General features: G+C 59.7%; 23 protein-coding genes. 9 read left to right on the forward strand and 14 right to left on the reverse strand.

The window, feature by feature from the left end:
* Positions 1 to 66: 66 nt before the first annotated feature.
* The gene (locus tag ACYZT7_RS25250) at positions 67 to 1,086 is read left to right on the forward strand and encodes a DUF4917 family protein (protein ID WP_462038653.1); all 1,020 of its coding nucleotides are present in this window, start codon (positions 67 to 69) and stop codon (positions 1,084 to 1,086) included.
* Positions 1,087 to 1,126: 40 nt separating this feature from the next.
* Here ACYZT7_RS25250 and ACYZT7_RS25255 read toward each other — a convergent pair whose 3' ends face one another.
* From ACYZT7_RS25255 to ACYZT7_RS25265, 3 genes are read right to left on the reverse strand one after another with little or no spacing between them, the layout of a single operon-like run.
* A complete protein-coding gene (locus ACYZT7_RS25255) occupies positions 1,127 to 1,471 on the reverse strand; it encodes a YegP family protein (RefSeq protein ID WP_462038654.1) in 345 nt (114 codons plus the stop codon).
* Between the two features lie 57 nt (positions 1,472 to 1,528).
* Positions 1,529 to 1,834 (reverse strand): ribbon-helix-helix domain-containing protein, encoded by a 306-nt coding sequence (locus tag ACYZT7_RS25260; protein ID WP_221108594.1) that lies wholly within the window; start codon positions 1,832 to 1,834, stop codon positions 1,529 to 1,531.
* Positions 1,835 to 1,848: 14 nt separating this feature from the next.
* Positions 1,849 to 2,430, reverse strand: a complete 582-nt coding sequence (locus tag ACYZT7_RS25265; RefSeq protein ID WP_258620479.1) for a DJ-1/PfpI family protein — start codon at positions 2,428 to 2,430, stop codon at positions 1,849 to 1,851.
* Positions 2,431 to 2,705: 275 nt separating this feature from the next.
* On the opposite strand from ACYZT7_RS25265, the gene ACYZT7_RS25270 reads away from it, so the two are divergent.
* The gene (locus ACYZT7_RS25270) at positions 2,706 to 3,620 is read left to right on the forward strand and encodes a DMT family transporter (RefSeq protein ID WP_462038655.1); all 915 of its coding nucleotides are present in this window, start codon (positions 2,706 to 2,708) and stop codon (positions 3,618 to 3,620) included.
* Here the strand turns inward: ACYZT7_RS25270 and ACYZT7_RS25275 are convergent.
* From ACYZT7_RS25275 to ACYZT7_RS25290, 4 genes are all read right to left on the reverse strand, one after another.
* Complete coding sequence (locus ACYZT7_RS25275; RefSeq protein ID WP_462038656.1) at positions 3,610 to 4,836, reverse strand: class I SAM-dependent methyltransferase; 1,227 nt, start codon at positions 4,834 to 4,836, stop codon at positions 3,610 to 3,612. The genes ACYZT7_RS25270 and ACYZT7_RS25275 overlap by 11 nt on opposite strands.
* Before the next feature lie 267 nt (positions 4,837 to 5,103).
* Positions 5,104 to 5,721, reverse strand: coding sequence for a TPM domain-containing protein (locus ACYZT7_RS25280; protein WP_462038657.1), 618 nt, complete (start codon positions 5,719 to 5,721; stop codon positions 5,104 to 5,106).
* 43 nt (positions 5,722 to 5,764) lie between these two features.
* Positions 5,765 to 6,520 carry a TPM domain-containing protein gene (locus ACYZT7_RS25285; protein WP_462038658.1) on the reverse strand — a complete coding sequence of 252 codons (756 nt, stop codon included), beginning with the start codon at positions 6,518 to 6,520 and terminating at the stop codon, positions 5,765 to 5,767.
* 43 nt (positions 6,521 to 6,563) lie between these two features.
* Positions 6,564 to 7,175: a LemA family protein gene (locus ACYZT7_RS25290; protein WP_462038659.1), complete on the reverse strand. Its 612-nt coding sequence runs from the start codon at positions 7,173 to 7,175 to the stop codon at positions 6,564 to 6,566.
* Between the two features lie 238 nt (positions 7,176 to 7,413).
* On the opposite strand from ACYZT7_RS25290, the gene bglX reads away from it, so the two are divergent.
* Positions 7,414 to 9,705, forward strand: coding sequence for a beta-glucosidase BglX (gene bglX / locus ACYZT7_RS25295; protein WP_462038660.1), 2,292 nt, complete (start codon positions 7,414 to 7,416; stop codon positions 9,703 to 9,705).
* A 123-nt stretch (positions 9,706 to 9,828) separates the two neighbouring features.
* Here bglX and ACYZT7_RS25300 read toward each other — a convergent pair whose 3' ends face one another.
* From ACYZT7_RS25300 to ACYZT7_RS25320, 5 genes are all read right to left on the reverse strand, one after another.
* Complete coding sequence (locus ACYZT7_RS25300) at positions 9,829 to 10,986, reverse strand: phospholipase D-like domain-containing protein (protein ID WP_462038661.1); 1,158 nt, start codon at positions 10,984 to 10,986, stop codon at positions 9,829 to 9,831.
* A gap of 1 nt (position 10,987) precedes the next feature.
* On the reverse strand, positions 10,988 to 11,578 hold the full coding sequence (locus tag ACYZT7_RS25305; RefSeq protein WP_462038662.1) for a YceI family protein: 591 nt from the start codon (positions 11,576 to 11,578) through the stop codon (positions 10,988 to 10,990).
* A gap of 73 nt (positions 11,579 to 11,651) precedes the next feature.
* Positions 11,652 to 11,981 (reverse strand): amidase, encoded by a 330-nt coding sequence (locus ACYZT7_RS25310; protein WP_462038663.1) that lies wholly within the window; start codon positions 11,979 to 11,981, stop codon positions 11,652 to 11,654.
* Positions 11,978 to 13,072: a serine hydrolase domain-containing protein gene (locus tag ACYZT7_RS25315; protein ID WP_462038664.1), complete on the reverse strand. Its 1,095-nt coding sequence runs from the start codon at positions 13,070 to 13,072 to the stop codon at positions 11,978 to 11,980. Before ACYZT7_RS25315 ends, ACYZT7_RS25310 begins: the two co-directional genes overlap by 4 nt.
* A 161-nt stretch (positions 13,073 to 13,233) precedes the next feature.
* Positions 13,234 to 14,121 (reverse strand): acyl-CoA dehydrogenase middle domain-containing protein, encoded by an 888-nt coding sequence (locus ACYZT7_RS25320; protein ID WP_462038665.1) that lies wholly within the window; start codon positions 14,119 to 14,121, stop codon positions 13,234 to 13,236.
* Positions 14,122 to 14,275: 154 nt separating this feature from the next.
* On the opposite strand from ACYZT7_RS25320, the gene olsB reads away from it, so the two are divergent.
* Positions 14,276 to 15,031, forward strand: coding sequence for an L-ornithine N(alpha)-acyltransferase (olsB, locus tag ACYZT7_RS25325; RefSeq protein ID WP_008152922.1), 756 nt, complete (start codon positions 14,276 to 14,278; stop codon positions 15,029 to 15,031).
* Positions 15,031 to 15,822 (forward strand): lysophospholipid acyltransferase family protein, encoded by a 792-nt coding sequence (locus tag ACYZT7_RS25330; RefSeq protein WP_462041860.1) that lies wholly within the window; start codon positions 15,031 to 15,033, stop codon positions 15,820 to 15,822. The genes olsB and ACYZT7_RS25330 overlap by 1 nt, the downstream gene beginning before the upstream one ends.
* 67 nt (positions 15,823 to 15,889) lie before the next feature.
* Here ACYZT7_RS25330 and ACYZT7_RS25335 read toward each other — a convergent pair whose 3' ends face one another.
* A complete protein-coding gene (locus ACYZT7_RS25335) occupies positions 15,890 to 16,489 on the reverse strand; it encodes an acyl carrier protein phosphodiesterase (protein ID WP_462041861.1) in 600 nt (199 codons plus the stop codon).
* 155 nt (positions 16,490 to 16,644) lie between these two features.
* Here ACYZT7_RS25335 and ACYZT7_RS25340 point away from each other — a divergent pair, with 155 nt between their 5' ends.
* The 4 genes from ACYZT7_RS25340 (at position 16,645) to ACYZT7_RS25355 (ending at position 20,017) form a co-directional block, all read left to right on the forward strand.
* Complete coding sequence (locus tag ACYZT7_RS25340; RefSeq protein ID WP_449642596.1) at positions 16,645 to 16,965, forward strand: ArsR/SmtB family transcription factor; 321 nt, start codon at positions 16,645 to 16,647, stop codon at positions 16,963 to 16,965.
* A gap of 3 nt (positions 16,966 to 16,968) precedes the next feature.
* Entirely contained in the window at positions 16,969 to 18,135 is a 1,167-nt protein-coding gene (locus tag ACYZT7_RS25345; RefSeq protein ID WP_462038666.1) for an MFS transporter, read from the forward strand.
* 21 nt (positions 18,136 to 18,156) lie between these two features.
* Positions 18,157 to 19,206, forward strand: a complete 1,050-nt coding sequence (locus ACYZT7_RS25350) for an alkene reductase (RefSeq protein WP_462038667.1) — start codon at positions 18,157 to 18,159, stop codon at positions 19,204 to 19,206.
* Between the two features lie 181 nt (positions 19,207 to 19,387).
* Positions 19,388 to 20,017: a hypothetical protein gene (locus ACYZT7_RS25355; protein WP_462038668.1), complete on the forward strand. Its 630-nt coding sequence runs from the start codon at positions 19,388 to 19,390 to the stop codon at positions 20,015 to 20,017.
* Between the two features lie 236 nt (positions 20,018 to 20,253).
* Here ACYZT7_RS25355 and emhR read toward each other — a convergent pair whose 3' ends face one another.
* Entirely contained in the window at positions 20,254 to 20,886 is a 633-nt protein-coding gene (gene emhR, locus ACYZT7_RS25360) for an efflux system transcriptional repressor EmhR (RefSeq protein WP_462038669.1), read from the reverse strand.
* Between the last annotated feature and the right edge of the window lie 109 nt (positions 20,887 to 20,995).

Below are 20,995 nucleotides of genomic sequence, written 5' to 3' on the forward strand. Positions count from 1 at the left end.
GGCTCAAGTCTTGGTCGTGATAAAGTCGCCGCCCATCAGACCCTTTGCTTTGAGACTTTGACCGCAATGACCGATTTCCAGGATGTTGATGCCCAACTTGAAGACTGGAACGCCTTGCGCACCACCGCCTCGTTCGGCGGCCTGCTGGTGGGCAACGGCGCCAGCCGCGCCGTGTGGGACGACTTCGGCTACGACTCGCTGTTTGAAAACGCCCGCACCGTCGAAGAAAAGCCCCTGAGCCAGTCCGAGCTGAGCGTGTTCGACGCCCTGCAGACGCGCAGCTTCGAGCAGGTGCTCAGCGCGCTGAAAACCACCAGCCGGGTCAACAAGGCCTTGGCCGTAAGTTCCGCCGCACCGCGCAATCGTTACTACGCGATCAAGGAAGCGTTGATCAACAGCGTGCACGCGGTGCACATCCCGTGGCGGCTGGTGGTGCCCTCGACGCTGGCGGCGATCAATCAGGAACTGGGCCGTTACCGGACCGTGTTCACCACCAACTACGATCTGCTCAACTACTGGGCGACTCAGCACCAGCCTGATGCGATCAGCGACCTGTTTCAGGGTGCAGAATCAAGCTTTGATCTAAGCGCCACGGCGACCGATAAAACCCGCCTGCTGTACCTGCACGGCGGCCTGCATCTGGTGCGCAATCAGGACGGCACGGCGCGCAAACTGATGTCGACCGAGGGCACGTTGCTCGGCACCTTCGCGATCAACAACACGATCAAGACCCTCGACGACGTGCCGCTGTTCGTCAATGAAGGTCCGGCGCAGGACAAGCTCAAAACCATTCGCAGCTCGGACTATCTGTCGTTCTGCTACGACCAGCTACTCGGTCATGGTGACGGGTTGTGCCTGTTTGGCCATGCCCTGGGTGAGCAGGACAGCCACATCATCCACGCCTTGCGCCAGGCGAAACCGCAGGGGGTGGCGATCTCGATTTATCCGCGCAGCAAGGCGTTCATTCAGCACCAGAAGCGGCATTACGCGAAGGTGTTTGAGGGTACTGGTGTGGAACTGCGGTTTTTTGATTCGAAGACCCATGCGCTGGGTAGCCCCAAGCTCACAGTTCCAGTCGAAGCCTGAAAATCAATCCCACGCGAAGCGTGGGAACGATCTCGGACAGTCAGAGCACCGGCAAGGTTTTGTCCTTGATCACCGTGGTCGGCCCGTTAGCCTTTACGCTGGCGATGCCTTTCTCCAGCGCGGCAGCGGAGGCATAAGCCTCGCTGCTGCCGATGATCTCGTGGTTACCAGCCTTGAGGTTGAAGTAAGGATGGCCATCCTTGGTGGTTTTCTTCTCGTAGCGTTCATCCTTCGGGCTGTTGCTCTGAACCGATACGATGCCTTTGTCAGCGGCAGCGCGGGTGATGTACAGCTCGCTGGTCAGAATGGTTTCCGCGTTGGCGGCCTTCAGTACAAATTTGAACTGACCATTGCTGCTTTTGCTCACTTCATACCATCCAGACATGCTCTTTCTCCTTGGCAATTGAGAGGTTTCGCGCTTCAGAGTAAAGACCAACCTGCCCTACTTCACCACCGAGCGCACCACCGATAACTCCGGCGCCTGCACCCGTCGCTGACTCAGATACCGCGTACAACTGACCCGCAAAAACGAGGCAAAATTCACCACTTCGCCGCGGTAGTCCATCACCTCTTCATACAGCTTGGCGATCAACTGATTGGTGGTCATGCCGTCGACCTCGGCAATTTCACTGAGGATGTCCCAGAACTGATTCTCCAGCCGCAGGGTGGTGACCACCCCGCAGATGCGCAGCGAGCGGGAGCGCGATTCGTAGAGAATCGGATCGGCTTTGACGTAGAGCTCGCACATGGACAGGTCCCTCGTTACAGCGTGATTTTGGTGCCCAGCAACCCGAGGAAACCGGCGAGCCAGCTCGGGTGCGCCGGCCAGGCCGGAGCAGTGGCCAGATTGCCTTGAACGTGACCTTCCGTCACCGGGATATCGATGAACGTACCACCGGCCAGGCGCACTTCCGGAGCACAGGCCGGGTAAGCGCTGCACTCGCGACCTTCGAGAATCCCCGCTGCCGCCAGCAATTGTGCACCGTGACACACAGCGGCAATCGGTTTGCCGGCCTTATCGAACGCTCGCACCAGTTCCAGGACTTTTTCGTTCAGGCGCAGGTACTCAGGCGCACGACCTCCCGGTACCAGCAGCGCGTCGTAGTCCGCGGCATCGACCTTGGCAAAATCGAAGTTCAGGGCAAACAGGTGGCCGGGCTTTTCGCTGTAGGTCTGGTCGCCTTCAAAGTCGTGGATTGCCGTGCGTACCGTCTGACCGGCGGTTTTGTCCGGGCAAACGGCATGCACCGTGTGGCCGACCATCAGCAGCGCCTGAAACGGCACCATCACTTCGTAGTCTTCGACGTAATCGCCGACCAGCATCAGAATTTTTTTAGCCGCCATGGGGAGGACTCCTCTGGGAAATACGTAGGAGTATTCAAGGTAGTCCTTATCCGCAGGGTCGGGTAATAACCAGCTACTACCTGACGACCGAGTTATCGTTCTTCGCGAGCAGGCTCGCTCCCACAGGGAAACGCATTTCAATGTGGGAGCGAGCTTGCTCGCGATGGCGTCCTCAAACTGTACGGATAACTCTGCACCTAGCTGTAACAGCGCGAACCCTGCGGTTTATGGCTAGATGAAGACTCTCTCCGTCGCCCTCGATTCTGGTTGCCATCATGTCCTCGCGCGAAAACACCGGCATGGCCCTCGGCCTGCTCGGCGTTGTGATTTTCAGTCTCACCCTGCCCTTCACACGGATCGTCGTGCAGGAACTCCATCCGCTGCTCAACGGCCTGGGCCGTGCGCTGTTCGCGGCGGTTCCGGCAGCGTTGTTGTTGCTGTGGCGTCGGGAAAAATGGCCGACCTGGAAACAGGTCAAAGGTCTGACCCTGGTGATTGCCGGGGTGATCCTCGGCTTCCCGGTGCTTTCGGCCTGGGCCATGCAAACCTTGCCGGCGTCTCACGGCGCACTGGTCAACGGCCTGCAACCGCTGTGCGTTGCGCTGTATGCCGCGTGGTTGTCCCATGAACGACCGTCGAAAGCGTTCTGGGCCTGCGCCGCACTGGGCAGTGCGCTGGTGCTCGGTTATGCGCTGATCAGCGGTGCCGGCAGCATTCAGGTCGGTGATTTGCTGATGCTCGGGGCGATTGCCGTGGGTGGCCTGGGTTATGCCGAGGGCGGCCGATTGGCCAAGGAGATGGGCGGCTGGCAGGTGATCTGCTGGGCGTTAGTGTTATCGACGCCGTTGCTGATCGGGCCGGTGGTGTACCTGGCATTGCAACATCAAGGCGAGATTTCGGCCAAGACCTGGTGGGCGTTTGGTTACGTCTCGCTGTTTTCGCAATTCATCGGCTTTTTTGCCTGGTACGCCGGGTTGGCGATGGGCGGCATTGCGCGGGTCAGTCAGATCCAACTGTTGCAGATTTTCTTCACCATCGCCTTTTCGGCGATGTTCTTCGGTGAACACATCGAGCCGATCACCTGGCTGTTTGCCGCCGGGGTGATCGTGACCGTGATGTTGGGACGCAAGACGGCCGTGCGCCCGGCGCAACCGGGCACGTTACCGGCAGGCATTCAGGTCAAGCCTTAGCCACAAGCAGCCCATCCGCCTGCAGCAGGGTTTCGAGGCAATGTTCGCTGATGTGGTAGAAATCCTTCAGTTCCTGAATCTTCACCAACAGCTGAGCTGGGTCCACCGGCTCGGCACGTTTGACCGCCAGGATCATCTTGTTCTTGTTGGTGTGGTCCAGTGAAATGAACTCGAATACCTTGGTCTCGTAACCACAGGCCTCAAGGAACAACGCGCGCAAACTGTCGGTGACCATTTCCGCCTGCTGCCCCAAATGCAGACCGTATTGCAGCATCGGTTTGAGCAGCGCCGGGCTCTGGATTTGCAGGCGGATCTGCTTGTGGCAGCACGGCGAGCACATGATGATCGAGGCGCCGGAACGGATACCGGTGTGAATCGCATAGTCGGTGGCGATGTCGCACGCATGCAGCGCGATCATCACGTCCAGCTCGCTCGGCGCCACGCTGCGCACATCACCGCACTTGAACACCAGCCCCGGATGCTCGAGTTTTGCGGCTGCGGCGTTACACAGGTTGACCATTTCTTCGCGCAGCTCGACACCCGTCACCACGCCTTCGGCCTTCAACGTGTTGCGCAGATAGTCGTGAATCGCGAACGTCAGGTAACCCTTGCCCGAACCGAAGTCCGCCACCTGAACCGGCTTGTCCAGCGCCAGCGGTGACGTGGTCAGTGCGTGGCTGAAGACTTCGATGAATTTGTTGATCTGCTTCCACTTGCGCGACATCGCCGGGATCAGTTCATGCTGCTTGTTGGTCACGCCGAGGTCGGCAAGGAACGGCCGGCTCAGGTCAAGGAAGCGGTTTTTCTCGCGGTTGTGCTCGGCGGACGGCACCTCCCGCAATTGCTGAGGTTTGCTCCTGAACAGCGAAGACTTGCCCTTTTTGCTGTATTCGAGCTGGGCTTCGTCCGTCAGCGACAGTAAATGCGCATTTTTGAACGACGCCGGCAGCAGCGCAGCGATGGTCGCTACGCCCTCGGCAATCGGCAGATTCTTGGTGATGTCGCGGGTCTTGTAACGGTAGACGAAGGACAGGCAGGGCTGATCCTTGACCGTCAGCTGTTTGATGATCAGCCGCTGCAGCTCCGCCTCAGTGCCGACGTACTTGGCCAGCACCAGTTTGATGAAGGCGTTGTCGTCGAGGCTGGATTGCAGCAGGTCGATAAACTGGGCGTGGTGATCCGGCGCGAGGCTGGTGGGAATGGCGGTGACAGACATGGGAAAAACGGCCTCGGGCGGTGCGGATCGGGGAATGGCGGGTATTTTAGGGGGGATGGGGGTTTGGGACACGCGGTTATTTACCGAACGGTTTGAAAACCACCCCTCACCCCAGCCCTCTCCCCAATGGGGAGAGGGGGAAAGGGAGCCGATCTTCAAGCTTATTAAACCTGAGTTCGACTCGATTTCCCCGGTCGAAAAATATCTAGAGAACACATCGGTCAGTCCCCTCGCCCCTCGGGGAGAGGGTTAGGGTGAGGGGGGCTTTTAGCCCAACACCACCAACCGATTCGGCAACTCATTCCTCACATGCGTCACCGGCACATGCACCTTAAGCAACTCGCCGCACGCCTCTACGCAGGACACAAATCCCTGCAACGTCTGCCCCTGCTTCACCTGCTGCGTAAACGCCGCCACAATCGCGTCCCAGTTTTTGTTGTCCAGGCGCTTCGAAATCCCTTCATCGACCAAAATCTCCACATAGCGCTCAGCCTCGGAGACGAAAATCAGCATGCCAGTGCTGCCCACTGTGTGGTGCAGGTTTTGCTCCAGAAACTGCCGGCGCGCCAGGTTCGAGGCGCGCCAGTGGCGCACCGAGCGCGGGATCAGGTGCGTGGTGATTTTCGGAATCCGGAACACCAGGCACAGCACGATGAACGTGATCCATTGCACCAGCAGCAAGCTGTGCATGGTCAGCCAGCCGGTCAGGTAATGCACGACACCCGGCACGACCAGCGCCAGCAGGCTGGCCCAGAGCAGCGGGATGTACGCGTAGTCGTCGGCGCGGGCCGCGAGCACGGTCACCAGCTCGGCGTCGGTGTCGCGCTCGACCCGGGCAATTGCCTCGGCGACTTTGCGTTGTTCGTGTTCAGTCAGTAATGCCATGTTTAAGAATGCCCACTCGCTATTGTTGTTACCTGCAGTGTGATCACCAGCCGCCTGACGAACCGCCGCCCCCGAAACTGCCCCCGCCGCCGCTGAAGCCCCCGCCTCCTCCACCGCCACCAAAACCACCGCCACCGAACCCGCCGCTGGAACCGCCTCGGCCGCCACCACCGCTGGGCAGGATCCCGAGCATCTGGCAGACAAAAAACGTCAGGATGAACAGCATCACCAGAAACACGAATACCCCCGGATACCGCGACACGAAGTCGCTTTCCTGATTGCCTCCGGAGTCATACACCGTGGACGGCTCATCCAGCGGATTGCCGCCCAGCACCACGAGCATCGCCGCAACCCCGTCGCTGATGCCCTTGCTGAAGTTGCCGGTTTTGAACGCCGGGGTGATCACCTGATTGATGATCACAGAACTCTGCGCATCGGTCAGACGATCTTCCAGGCCATAACCGACTTCAATCCGCAGCTTGCGATCGTCACGCGCAACGATCAGCAGCGCGCCGGTGTTTTTGTCCTTTTGGCCGATGCCCCAATAACGCCCCAACTGATAGCCGAAGTCCGCAATGTCGGTGCCCTGCAAATCCGACAACGTGACCACCACCAGTTGCTCGCCGGTGGCTTTTTCATGGGCCTGGAGCTGTTGCGTCAGCTGCTCGCGCACCGACGGCTCGATCATCTGGGCGTTATCGACCACCCGTCCGGTCAGTTCCGGAAACTTCAACTCGGCCTGGGCCGTCAGGGCAAACACCCACAGCAACAGCACCAGGCCAACTTTCAACACGCGCATTGGCAACCTCATCCGTGGTGACGCTTCAAACCCATCCCGGTACTTACTTGAATTTCACTTCTGGCACTTTTTGCGCATCGGGGCTGGTGGCCTCGAAGGTTTCGCGGATCGGCAATTCGCTGTACATCACTGTGTGCCACAGGCGACCGGGGAAGGTACGGAGTTCCGTGTTGTACTTCTGCACCGCGAGGATGAAGTCGCGACGCGCCACGGCGATGCGGTTCTCGGTGCCTTCAAGTTGCGATTGCAGGGCCAGGAAATTCTGGTTGGCCTTGAGGTCCGGGTAACGCTCGGACACCACCATCAAACGGCTCAAGGCACCGGTCAGTTGATCCTGGGCCTGCTGGAATTGCTTGAGCTTTTCTGGATTGTCGAGCGTGCTGGCGTCCACCTGAATCGAAGTGGCCTTGGCCCGGGCTTCGATCACCGCGGTCAGGGTTTCCTGCTCATGCTGCGCGTAGCCCTTGACGGTTTCCACCAGATTGGGGATCAGGTCGGCGCGGCGCTGGTACTGGTTCTGCACCTGGCCCCACGCGGCCTTGGCCTGTTCGTCGAGGGTCGGGATCGTGTTGATGCCGCAGCCGACCAACAGTGTGGTCAGCAACATCAAGGCTGCAACCTGCAGGCTCGACCGAGTGTGGTGTCGTACATTCATCTGGTTGACGCTCCCTTGCACATTCCGTTGAAAAACGACCTTCGAACTTTGAACCCGGCTCTTCGGGCATAATCTGCCGCCGCCACTGGATTGCATCGCGCCAATGGGCTAAAAGATGCCCCAGCGCTAAAACACTGCGCAAGTGTGCCTGCATTTACCTGAACAACAATAGTCGCTCCCTAAATTTTGGCTGACCGGCGCGTATTCACTGCCGTTTAGGCTTTAGAGAAAACCATTCATGAATAAGCTGTGTTTGCTGGGCCTGCTCGTCAGCCTGGCCAGTCATACCGTATTGGCCGCCACGACGCCCGCACCTCTGGAAAACAAGGACGCGTTCATCAGCAACCTGATGAAGCAAATGACCCTCGATGAAAAGATCGGCCAGTTGCGCCTGATCAGTATCGGCCCGGAAATGCCTCGGGAGATGATCCGCAAGGAAATCGCTGCCGGCAACATCGGTGGCACGTTCAACTCGATCACCCGCCCGGAAAACCGTCCGATGCAGGACGCGGCCATGCGCAGCCGGTTGAAGATCCCGATGTTCTTCGCCTATGACGTGATCCACGGTCATAGGACCATTTTCCCGATCCCGATAGCCCTGGCCTCGAGCTGGGACATGAATGCCATCGGCCTGTCCGGGCGCATCGCCGCCAAGGAAGCCGCGTCGGACGGCCTCGACATCACCTTCGCGCCGATGGTCGACATCTCCCGCGACCCACGTTGGGGCCGCACCTCCGAAGGCTTCGGCGAAGACACTTATCTCGTGTCGCGTATCGCCGGCGTGATGGTCAAGGCGTTCCAGGGCACCGGCGCGAACGCGGCTGACAGCATCATGGCCAGCGTCAAGCACTTTGCCTTGTACGGCGCGGTCGAGGGCGGTCGCGACTACAACGTCGTCGACATGAGCCCGGTCAAGATGTTCCAGGACTACCTGCCACCGTACCGTGCGGCTATCGACGCCGGTGCTGGCGGGGTGATGGTCGCGCTGAACTCGATCAACGGCGTGCCGGCCACCGCCAACACCTGGCTGATGAACGACCTGTTGCGCAAGCAATGGGGCTTCAAAGGCCTGGCCGTCAGCGACCACGGGGCGATTTTCGAGCTGATCAAACACGGTGTTGCTCGCGATGGCCGCGAAGCCGCGAAGCTGGCGATCAAGGCCGGCATCCACATGAGCATGAACGACACGCTCTACGGCAAGGAACTGCCAGGGCTGCTGAAGGCCGGTGAGATCCAGCAGAGCGACATCGACAACGCCGTGCGTGCGGTGCTCGACGCCAAGTACGACATGGGCCTGTTCAAGGACCCGTACCTGCGCATCGGCAAGGCTGAAGATGATCCGGTCGACACTAACGCCGACAGCCGCCTGCACCGTGCCGAGGCTCGCGACGTTGCGCGCCGCAGCATGGTGTTGCTGAAGAATCAGGGCGAAACCTTGCCGCTGAAGAAAACTGCGAAAATCGTCCTGGTCGGTCCATTGGCCAAGGCACCGATCGACATGATGGGCAGTTGGGCCGCCAACGGTCGCCCTGCGCAATCGGTGACGCTGTTCGACGGCATGACCAACGCACTGGGCGCGCAATCGACGCTGATCTACGCCCGTGGCGCCAACATCACCAGTGACAAGAAAGCCCTCGATTACCTGAACTTCCTCAACTTCGATGCGCCGGAAGTGGTGGACGATCCGCGTCCGGCCCAAGTGCTGATCGACGAAGCCGTGAAAGCCGCCAAGGATGCCGATGTGGTGGTCGCAGCGGTGGGCGAATCCCGTGGCATGTCCCACGAGTCGTCGAGCCGCACCGACCTGAACATCCCGGCCAACCAGCGCGATTTGATCAAGGCCCTGAAGGCCACCGGCAAACCGTTGGTGCTGGTGTTGATGAACGGCCGTCCGCTGTCGATTCTCGAAGAGAAAGAACAGGCTGACGCGATTCTGGAAACCTGGTTCAGCGGTACCGAAGGCGGTAACGCCATCGCCGACGTGCTGTTTGGCGACTACAACCCGTCGGGCAAACTGCCGATCACCTTCCCGCGCTCGGTGGGTCAGATTCCGACCTACTACAACCACCTGAGCATTGGCCGGCCGTTCACCCCAGGCAAACCGGGCAATTACACCTCGCAGTATTTCGATGACACAACCGGGCCGCTGTTCCCGTTCGGTTTCGGTCTGAGCTACACCGACTTCAGCCTGAACGACATGGCCCTGTCATCGACCACGCTGAACAAGACCGGCAAGCTCGACGCCAGCGTCATGCTGAAAAACACCGGCAAGCGTGACGGCGAAACCGTGGTGCAGCTGTACATCCAGGACGTGACCGGTTCGATGATCCGGCCGATAAAGGAGCTGAAGAACTTCCAGAAAATCATGCTCAAGGCCGGCGAACAGAAAGTCGTGCACTTCACCATTACTGAGGACGACCTGAAGTTCTTCAATGCCCAGCTCAAATACGCGGCAGAACCGGGCAAGTTCAACGTGGAGATCGGCCTGGATTCCCAGGACGTAACGCAGCAGAGCTTTGAACTGCTGTAACTCTGCACGCAATGATCGTTCCCACGCTCTGCGTGGGAATGCAGCCCGTGACGCTCCGCGTCACTGGACGCGGAGCGTCCCTTGAGGCATTCCCACGCAGAGCGTGGGAACGATCTGGCGTCACTAGCCCCGTCGATCCAGCAGATTCACCACCAGCCGATCCACCCATCCCCACACCCGTTGCTTCACCCGCCGCCATAGCGGCCGGCGTTGCCATACCTCCAGGCTGACTTCCTGGCTCTGCGCAAAGTCTTTCTCAAAACTCGCCGCCACCGCCCGCGTCAGCCCAGGGTCCAGCGCCTCAAGGTTGGCTTCCAGGTTGAAACGCAAATTCCAGTGATCGAAATTGCACGAGCCGATGCTTACCCAGTCGTCGATCAGGACCATTTTCAAATGCAGGAAACACGGTTGGTATTCAAAGATCTTCACCCCGGCCCTGAGCAATCGCGGGTAGTAGCGATGCCCGGCATAACGCACCGACGGGTGATCGGTGCGCGGCCCGGTCAGCAGCAGACGCACGTCGATACCGCGCGCAGCTGCCCGGCGCAATGAACGACGGACTTTCCAGGTCGGCAGGAAGTACGGCGTCGCCAGCCAGATCCGCCGCTGGCCGCTGTTCAGCGCGCGAGTCAGCGATTGCAGGATGTCCCGGTGCTGGCGGGCGTCGGCATAGGCGACCCGGCCCATGCCCTCGCCCATGGACGGCACGCGCGGCAGACGCGGCAAGCCAAAATGCGCAGCGGGTTTCCAGGCACGCCGATGCCGGTTAGCGATCCATTGGCGGTCGAACAGCAACTGCCAGTCGATGACCAATGGGCCGGTGATTTCCACCATCACTTCGTGCCATTCGCTGGTGTCTTCGCCCGGCGTCCAGAACTCATCAGTCACCCCGGTGCCGCCCACCACGGCCATGCTCTGATCGACCAGCAACAGCTTGCGGTGATCGCGGTAGAAGTTGCCGACCCAGCGCCGCCAGCTCAGGCGATTGTAGAAACGCAGCTCCACACCCGCCGCCATCAAACGTCGACGCAAGGTCAGGGTGAACGCGAGGCTGCCGTAATCATCGAACAGGCAGCGCACGCGCACGCCACGTTCGGCAGCCTGGACCAACGCCTGAACCATCGCCTCGGCACAGGTACCCGCCTCCACCAGATACAGCTCCAGCTCGACCTGTTCTTCGGCACGGGCAATCGCGACCAACATCCGCGGGAAAAACTGCGGACCGTCGATCAGCAGTTCAAAACTGTTGCCTTCACGCCAGGGGAATATTGCACCGGCCATGTCAGCGCGCCGTGAAAATCAGTACCGCGCTCACCGGCACCGACAAACTGATGGCCGACAAACCGGCAACGTTGCGCAAGTTTTCCAGGCCGGGTGCCAGGTCGAAATCCGCGGCATTGATGATCAGCGGTTCGAGGGTCACCACCTGGAAGCGTCGGTCATCGAGACGGGTTGCCAACAGTTCGGCGGTGTATTCGTGTTGTTTGCCATGGAGATTGACGGTCAGCGGCAGGCGCAATTCAAGTTGCGCACCGGGCGCCAGATCGTTGATCGGCCGCAGATCAATTTGCGCGGTGATCAGTGTTTCAGGGAAGGTCTGGATTTCAAACAGGTCCCTGCGCATGCGTTCATCGCGCAGCGGGATGCCGCTGTTGACCGAGTCCAGCTCAACTTCGACCTCGGCCAGGCCCTTGGGGTTGACCTTGCCGTGCAGCACCAGAAAGCGCTGCACTTCGGAGATGTTGGTGTTTTGGGTGCTGATGAACGACAGCCGCGAGGACTCGCCGTCCAGATACCAATCGGCATGGGCCGACAGGGCGGCACCGGCCAGCAGCAGGAAGGCGAGGGTTTTGCAGAGGAAGCGGTTGAACATAGAGACTCGTGGGGCAGATAAACCTGCACGAACCTTAACCGCCCGTGAGCCAATTGCAAACTTGTAGCAGCATTCAGGGATTCAGGCGGCAGCCTTGGCGCTCGCCGACCCACTCGGCGCTGTTGCTGCGACCCAAGCCGCTGACTGTCACGCGCCTACTGGCGGCGTCATCGGTAAAGCCGCTGGTCGGCAACCACTGTTTCACATAGCTGTGGCAGTACTCGGCCGGGTTGTTCATCACGTAACGGCACGAACAATATTCCTTGGCGGTGTAGGCGCTGATGATGTCCGGGAACGCCCACAGCGCGACGCGTTCTTGCCAGACCCAGCCGAGCAAGGCGATCAGCAGGATCAACATCAGCGTGCTGAACGGTCGGCGACGAACAAAGCTGCGGCGGTTCATGGCTGCACCTTCGCGGCAAATGCCTTGAGCGCGAGTTTGAGAAAATCGTTGTGCCGGTAGCTGCCGTCGCGGTCGTCGCCGTAGCGCACGATCACCAGGTTTTCGCTGGGAATCACGTACATCGCCTGGCCCCAATGGCCCATCGCGGCGAAGGTGTCGTCGGGGGCATCGGGCCAGGGCTTTACCGCGCCATCCACCGCGCGGTTAAGCCACCAATGGCCACCGGGCACGGCGTCGTCCTGATTGGCTTGATAATGGGCGAACGGTTCGCGGTTGAAAGTGATCCAGTCCTTGGGCAGCAATTGGCGCTCGCCCCAACGGCCGTCGCGCGCCATCAGCAGACCGACTCGGGCCAGATCCCTGGCGGTGAGATAGGCATAGGATGAGGCGACGAACGTCCCCGTGGCATCGGTTTCCCAGACGGCGTGACGAATCCCCAAGGGTTCGAACAGAACGGTCCATGGATAGTCCGGATAGCGGTTCGGGCCGACGATGTTTTTCAGCGCGGCGGACAACAGATTGCTGTCGCCGCTGGAGTAACGGAATGCCTGACCGGGTTTGGCGTATTCAGTGTGATCAGCGGTGAACGCGGCCATGTCCTGGTGGCCACGGGTGTAGAGCATCGCGACCACCGAGGATTTCAGCGGCGCGTATTCATAGTCTTCCTGCCAGTCCAGGCCCGAGGCCCATTGCAGCAGATCGGCCATGGTCATCGCCGGGTGCTTTTCCAGCGGTGGATAAAACTTCAGCACCGGATCCGTAAGCTTGAACAGGCCCTCGCCATAAGCCACGCCGAGGACCGTGGCCATCAGGCTTTTGCTGATGGACCAGGTCAGGTGCGGGGTGTCGGCAGTGGTAGGGCCGGCGTAGCGTTCGTAGATCAACTGGCCGTCGCGGATTACCAGCAAGGCGTCGGTGCGGATGCCTTTTCGGGTGGCCTCATCACGGGGTGGGAAGGCGTAAGTCTCCAGGGCTTGAAGCGCCGGCCCGGTGACTGTCGGGGCGGTCGACCATTGCTCGGCAGGCCAGTTTTCGGCGTGGGCCGTGAGGCTGAACAACAGCCCGAAAATCAGGGACAAGCCTTTGAACATGGTGGGCGCTCGGAGGGATGGACCTGCTGAGCCTAGTCGAGATAAATGACAGTTCGGAAACTACGTCGTCATTGAGGCCGCCATCGCGAGCAAGCTCGCTCCCACATTGGATCTGCGTTGTACACACCCTGTGGGAGCGGGCTTGCTCGCGAAGGGGCCGGTCAATCCAGCGAAGATCCCGCGAGTGCCTTGGCCAATCGCTTGCCCCGCGCACCCGCCGCCAGATCCATCACCCCCTGATCGCGCTGCCACATCGCGGCCCAATGCTGCGGGCCATCGGCCAGTGCCTGAGTCACATCAGCCCTGAGCCCATCGAACTGCGCAAACAAGCCACCGAGCAACACATGCCCGGTCGGATTATTCGGCGCCTGCCGGCTGACTTCCGCACACCCGGCCAGCAGCGCCAGCAAACGCAGTTGCAAGGCTTGCGGCCAGTCGCAGTCCTGACCGATGCCGTACAGCCAGGCGGTCATGGCGCTCAGCACATAGATGTCTTCAAGGGTACGGAACGGTTTGATGTATGCATCCCAGCCATCCCCCGCCAACAGTTCGCACTGAGCGTTATCGAGAAACAGCCGACCGTGACTGATGTCCGGCATCAATGGGATCGCCGGGAGTTTTTCCAGGCGCACGCCCGGTTCATCGGGATAGACCACCGCCAGGCTCAGGCGCGGTTCTTCACCGGGTGCTTCACTGCGGGCAGCGATCAGCAGCCAATCGGCGGCATCGCCTGCGGTGACAAAATCCTTGCGCCCGCTCAGACGCAAATCGCTGAGACGGGTCTGCATGTCCGCCACCCTCAGGCTGCGCTGTTCGGTCGCGCATAACGCGCCGAGGCTCAGCGGCGCGCTCGGCCAGAGCATGCGCAACGCCGCCTGATACCCCACCAGAAACGCCAGCCCCGGCGTCGACATCAAACGCCCGCCAGCCACCGCCAACTCGAACGGTGTGACGTTGCCCAACTGGTGCAACAAGGTTGCGAACCCCTCGCCCAGGTCCGGGTTGGCGGGCAGACGATCGCGGCGGCGCAGCAGGTTTTGCCAGGGCATAAGAGGCTCCTCAAAGGCTGTCATATAAGCATCACCAAAGCTTCATGGCGATGACACCGGGGCTACATAGCCTGACTTTGCACAACACGGCTGCATAAAGAAAGTCGATCGGCTGCAACCCAAGACGGGTGACCGGCCCGTATGGAGATTCGCAATGACTCAGATCGCCCGCATCAGCGACACCGGCAATGAACGCCGCCTGCAAGCCGAACGCCTGGTGGGCGCCGAGGCCTTGCAGGAAGCCCAGGCCCTGCGCTTCAACGTGTTCAGCGGCGAATTCAACGCCAAGCTGAAAGGCGCGGAGCTGGGTCTGGACATGGATGACTATGATGTTCACTGCGCCCACATCGGCGTGCGTGACTTGAACACCGGGCGACTGGTGGCGACCACCCGTTTGCTCGACCACACGGCCGCCAGCAGCCTGGGCAAGTTCTACAGCGAAGAAGAATTCAGCCTGCATGGCCTGGTCCATCTCAAAGGCCCGATTCTGGAAATCGGCCGCACCTGCGTCGACCCGGCGTACCGCAACGGCGGTACCATCGCCGTACTCTGGGGCGAACTGGCCGAAGTGCTGAACCAGGGCGGCTACAGCTATTTGATGGGTTGCGCGAGCATTCCAATGCAGGACGGCGGCATTCAAGCCCACGCGATCATGCAGCGCCTGCGTGAGCGCTACCTGTGCACTGAACACCTGCGGGCCGAACCGAAAAAACCACTGCCGAGCCTCGACATCCCGTCCAACGTCATCGCCGAAATGCCACCGCTGCTGAAGGCCTACATGCGCCTTGGCGCGAAGATCTGCGGCGAGCCGTGCTGGGACGAAGATTTCCAGGTCGCCGACGTGTTCATCCTGCTCAAGCGCGACGAACTCTGCCCGCGTTATGCCAAGCACTTCAAGGCGGCCGTATGATGCGTCGGTTACGGGTGTACGCGCGGATTGCGCGAGTGTTGGTGGTGGTGGCGCTGGGTTTGAGCATGGCTGGAGTGTTTGGGCTATTCGAGCGTTTGGGGATTGCTCATTCGATGGTCCGTCGCCAACGCTGGTCGCGGTTCTTCATGGCGCGCCTGAGCAATGCTCTGCCCTTTCGCGTGACCATGCACGGTGAATTACCGAAGGCGCCGATGCTCTGGGTGAGCAACCACGTGTCCTGGACCGACATTCCACTGCTGGGCATGCTCACGCCGCTGTCGTTCCTGTCCAAGGCCGAAGTGCGCACCTGGCCGGTGGCGGGCTGGTTGGCGGCCAAGGCCGGCAGCCTGTTTATCCGTCGCGGTTCAGGTGACAGTCAGTTGATCCGCAAACAGATGACCCGTCATCTGGAGCAGGATCATCCGCTGCTGATGTTCCCGGAAGGCACCACCACCGATGGCCGCACATTGCGTACTTTTCATGGCCGCTTGCTGTCTGCTGCGATCGATTCCGAAGTGAAGTTGCAGCCAGTGGCGATTCGTTACCTGCGCGGCGGTGAGCTCGATTCGCTGGCGCCGTTCATTGGCGATGATGACTTGCTCTCGCACCTGATGCGCTTGTTTGCCAATGATCGGGGTGAGGTGGAGATTCATCTGCTCAAGCCGATCGCTTGCGAAGGTCGCGAGCGTGCGGCGTTGGCGTTCGAGGCACAGCAGGCGGTACAGAAGGCGTTGTTTGGGGTGATTCCGCAGGCGCAACCGGAACCGCTGCGCCCCGCGATCGCGGCCTGATACAAATCCCCTGTGGGAGCGAGCTTGCTCGCGATAGCTATCTACCACTCACCATCAATGGTGACAGTTATGGCCTCATCGCGAGCAAGCTCGCTCCCACATTGTTTTGGGCAAAGTCCTGAAGCTGCGGATAGAACAACCGAAAGTCATCACTCAACGGCTCATACAACACCCGCAATTCCTGCATCGCTGCGGCCAGTTCCTCCGGTCGCGTCAACCGCCGCGAAATCCCCCGCAGCACCTGCTCCAGCACCGCGAACTCCCGGTAAGAACCCAACCAGTCATTCGCCACCATGTGCGGCGCGATCCTCGCCAACCGTTCCGGCAATTGCGGCTCTGCGGACAAAACCCGGTACACGTCCGACGTAAATTGCTCCAGCGGCCGGTCGGCGTACAGCGTCCAGTCACGCGCCAGGCAATGGTCGAAAAAAACATCGAGCACGATCCCGGCGTAGCGCCTGCGGGTCAGGGAAAACCGCGACAACGAAACGTCCACCAACGGATGGCGGTCAGTAAAGACATCGATGCTTCGATGCAGCTGGATGGCCGCTTCGATCTCGGGATCGAACTGCCCTTGCAGCCGCCCTTTGACGAAATCGCCATACAGACTGCCGAGCAATTGACCGGGGCGCTGGCCACCGAGGTGCAGATGTGCGAGATAGTTCATGCCGCGCAGCTTAGCACTGCGCATCAAATATCGTTATAACCCGATACACCGATTTAGGCGGTCGTCAGACCAAAATCATATTGGTATATCGCGAAGTACCGATTTAAAGTTCGCCTCATCGCGATATAGCGTTTTACTCATCACGAGCCCAAACCATGACCATCGACCTCGACGAAATAATAAAAGCCCTGGCACACCCAGTACGCCGAGACATCCTCACCTGGCTGAAAGACCCCAAAGCCCAGTTCCCGGAACAGATCCACAACCACGAGTACGGCATTTGCGCTGGACAGATCGATCAACGCTGCGGCCTGTCGCAGTCGACCGTGTCCGCCCATTTGGCGAACTTGCAACGGGCGGGGTTGATCAGCAGCCAGAAAGCCGGTCAATGGCACTTCTTCAAACGCAACGAGGACGTGATTCAGGCGTTCCTCGACGCCATCGTCAAGGAGCTCAGCGCTCCGACCAGGAATTAAACAATGCCCCTCTCGCTACTCATTCTGGCCTTGAGCGCCTTCGCCATCGGCACCACCGAGTTCGTCATCATGGGCTTGCTGCCTGATGTGGCGGCCGACCTCGGTGTGTCGATCCCCGGCGCCGGCTGGCTGGTGACCGGTTACGCTCTGGGCGTGGCCATCGGCGCGCCGTTCATGGCACTGGCCACCTCTCGATTGCCGCGCAAGGCCGCGCTGGTAGCGTTGATGGGGATTTTCATCGTCGGCAACCTGCTCTGCGCAATGGCGACCGACTACAACGTGCTGATGTTTGCCCGTGTGGTCACCGCCCTCTGCCACGGTGCGTTCTTCGGTACTGGTTCGGTGGTCGCGGCAGGTCTCGTTCCGGCGAATAAACGCGCTTCGGCCGTGGCTTTGATGTTCACCGGCCTGACCCTGGCCAACGTGCTCGGCGTTCCGCTGGGCACCGCGCTCGGTCAGCAAGCCGGCTGGCGTTCGACCTTCTGGGCGGTGACCGTGATGGGTGTGATCGCATTGATCGGGCTGATCCGCTTCCTGCCGGCCAAGCGCGATGAAGAGAAACTCGACATGCGCGCCGAGCTGCGCGCCCTCAAAGGCGCCGGGATTTGGCTGTCGCTGAGCATGACTGCGTTGTTCGCGGCTTCCGTATTCACCCTGTTCACCTATGTCGCCCCGCTGCTCGGCGATGTCACCGGTGTCTCGCCAAAAGGCGTGACCTGGACCCTGATGCTCATCGGCCTGGGCCTGACCGTCGGCAACATCATCGGCGGCAAGCTTGCTGACAAAGGCATGGCCGCGACGCTGACCGGCGTCTTCATCTCGATGGCCGTGATCTCTACCGTGCTGACCTGGACCAGCGTCGCGCTGATTCCGACCGAAATCACCCTGTTCCTCTGGGCCACCGCGTGCTTTGCCGCCGTGCCCGCCCTGCAAGTGAACGTCGTGACCTACGGCAAAGCCGCACCGAACCTGGTGTCGACCCTGAACATCGGCGCTTTCAATATCGGCAACGCACTGGGTGCCTGGGTCGGTGGCAGCGTCATCGCCCACGGTTTCGGCTTGACCAGCGTTCCTCTCGCGGCAGCCGCACTGGCGGTACTCGCCCTGCTGGTGACCCTGATTACCTTCCGTCAGAGCGGCAATCCCGAACTGGCCCCTGCTACCCACTGATCTCTACAAGAGAGCTATTTCATGACGACTATTTTCGATCCGATCAAACTGGGCGACCTCGAGTTGGCCAACCGCATCATCATGGCGCCGCTGACCCGCTGCCGCGCCGACGAAGGCCGCGTGCCAAACGCGCTGATGGCCGAGTACTACGTACAACGCGCCTCGGCCGGCCTGATCCTCAGCGAGGCCACTTCGGTCACGCCGATGGGTGTCGGCTACCCGGACACCCCGGGTATCTGGTCCAACGATCAAGTGCGTGGCTGGGCCAACGTGACCAAGGCTATTCACGGCGCGGGCGGCAAGATTTTCCTGCAACTGTGGCACGTCGGCCGTATTTCCCACGGGTCGTACCTGGACGGTGAAGCGCCGGTCGCACCAAGCGCCATTCAGCCAAAAGGCCATGTCAGCCTGGTTCGCCCGCTGGCCGACTTCCCAACCCCACGCGCCCTGGAAATCGCTGAAATCGCCGACGTCGTCGACGCCTACCGCGTCGGTGCCGAGAACGCCAAGGCGGCCGGTTTCGACGGCGTGGAAATTCACGGCGCCAACGGTTACCTGCTCGACCAGTTCCTGCAAACCAGCACCAACCAGCGCACCGACAACTACGGCGGTTCCGTGGAAAATCGCGCACGCCTGTTGCTGGAAGTGACCGATGCCGCGATCGAAGTCTGGGGCGCAGGCCGCGTGGGTGTGCACCTGTCACCCCGTGCCGATCTCCATGACATGGGCGACGACAACCTGTCCGAGACCTTCACTTACGTCGCTCGCGAACTGGGCAAACGTGGCATCGCCTTCATCTGCTCCCGCGAGAAAGAAGATGGCGACAGCCTGGGTCCACAATTGAAAGAAGCGTTCGGCGGCCCGTACATCGTCAACGAACGCTTCACCAAGGACAGCGCCAACGCCTGGCTGGCCAGCGGCAAGGCTGATGCGGTCGCCTTCGGTGTGCCGTTCATTGCCAACCCGGACCTGCCGGCACGTTTGAAGGCCGATGCGCCATTGAATGAGCCGCGTCCGGAATTGTTCTACGCCAAAGGCCCGGTAGGATACATTGATTATCCCGCGCTCTAACTATCAACCGAAATAACAAAGCCCTGACTCGAAAGAGCCAGGGCTTTTTTTATCCAAGTTAAATATTCAGTAGAATATTCAAACTGTCAAAAAACCGTCTAACGATTCATATTATCCCCACGACAGGACTGAACGTATCGATTAATAAACATCCACAAACACTATTGAAAAGGAATTCAAGATGAATGATAACGCCCTCGAAAATTCAACCCAGGACAACAAGAACACTTACGAAGAATTACTCTCCCTGACCGGCTATGCACCTTGGGCTTCTATTTATAACTATATCCAATCGCTTAACACAGAAGAAAACCTCGAGCTGCTCAAGGCCACGGCAGCACATGCAAAACTGGAAGAAAAGGTCAACAAGGAGGTTCAAGCCTGGGAGCAAGAGAGACCTCACTCAAAGCGGACGCGTCTCGTTGTAAAGTTGATCAATAACACCGCCCATGCCCTTGCCGTTGGCGAAAACAATCTTAACTTGAGCGCAGACGAGCGAGACAGTATAAAAATACTTCCTTGGGACATCCAGGCATTCAACTGCGGCTTTACTTACTCCAGGCAACTGGGAACACCCAGCAAGGACTTGATCAAGCATTTTATTGTGTTCGACGACAAGGACCTCGGATTTCGTTTTGACTTCGGCTTGAGCGTCAAGAGCTCTTTCGGTGTTTTCACGCCGACGCTGACGCCTGTTCGAACAAACAAAGTTATCTCTATCGGCGCCACCCCGATCAAATGCACGACCCGAATCACTTACGCGGAGGATGAAGGTCCATACAGTTTTACCGTGAAAATCACGCTGGGCTGAAAATGCGGCCCCGTCAGAGTTGTCTGGCGGAGCATCTGCCTGCCCACTCGGCGGCTTGTCGGCCGACTGTTCACACACTTTCACAAGCGCGAAACAAATTCCCTACAAAATTCGCCATTGATTGCCTATCAACCTAGGCAGCGTCAGTTTATAAAAGCACTCTGCCGCAAAGCATGAGCGGTGGCTCCTCTAAACCTCACCTAATGACACACACCGATGCGATTACGCATTTTGTTTCATTTGCGCAGGCTGGGGCTCAAGCGCAGCATGTCCAACCCTGTATCGACCCAGCGCTCGGCATCTATGTGCAGTTCAAAGCTGTCGGGCGCCAACAGCCACTGATACAGGATGCCGTCGATGTACGCATGCAGACTGATGGCCGCGCGGGCCGTATCGAGGCTTTCCGGTAACTGTCCCCGATTGACCGCATTACTCAGGGCCAGAGCGATTCGCACATTGCAATCAAGACTGACCGCTCGACGCTGCTGGCGCAGGTCGCACATTTCATCGGTGAATTCGCACTTATGAAACAGAATCTCATTGATGCGTCGGGTTTTCGGGTCCAGGGCAACTTGATGAAACAAATGAATCAGCAGCTTGCGCATGCAGCCCAAGGGGTCGAGTTCATCTTCGCTTTCACTGGCCTTGGCCATTTCTTCCAGCGGCTCATGCAAGGTATCCAGCATGGCCTGCACCAGATCCGCTTTGTTGCTGAAATGCCAGTAGATGGCGCCGCGAGTGACCCCGGCCAGGGTAGCGATATCCGCCAGTGTCGTGCGCGCTACGCCCCGCTCAAAAAAGGCTTTTTCTGCCGCTTCGAGTATCTGGCTACGGGTTTCTTGAGCTTCCTCTTTGGTACGACGAACCATGGCAGTACAACCTCAATCAGGATGCTTCAGCGATTTCTGACTATTCGCTGAACAAAAGTGGGGCAAGCGCTCTTAGGCGTCGTCCCCGGCCTACAATTCGGATCTTTGA

The organism is Pseudomonas sp. RT4P38 (assembly GCF_054897765.1).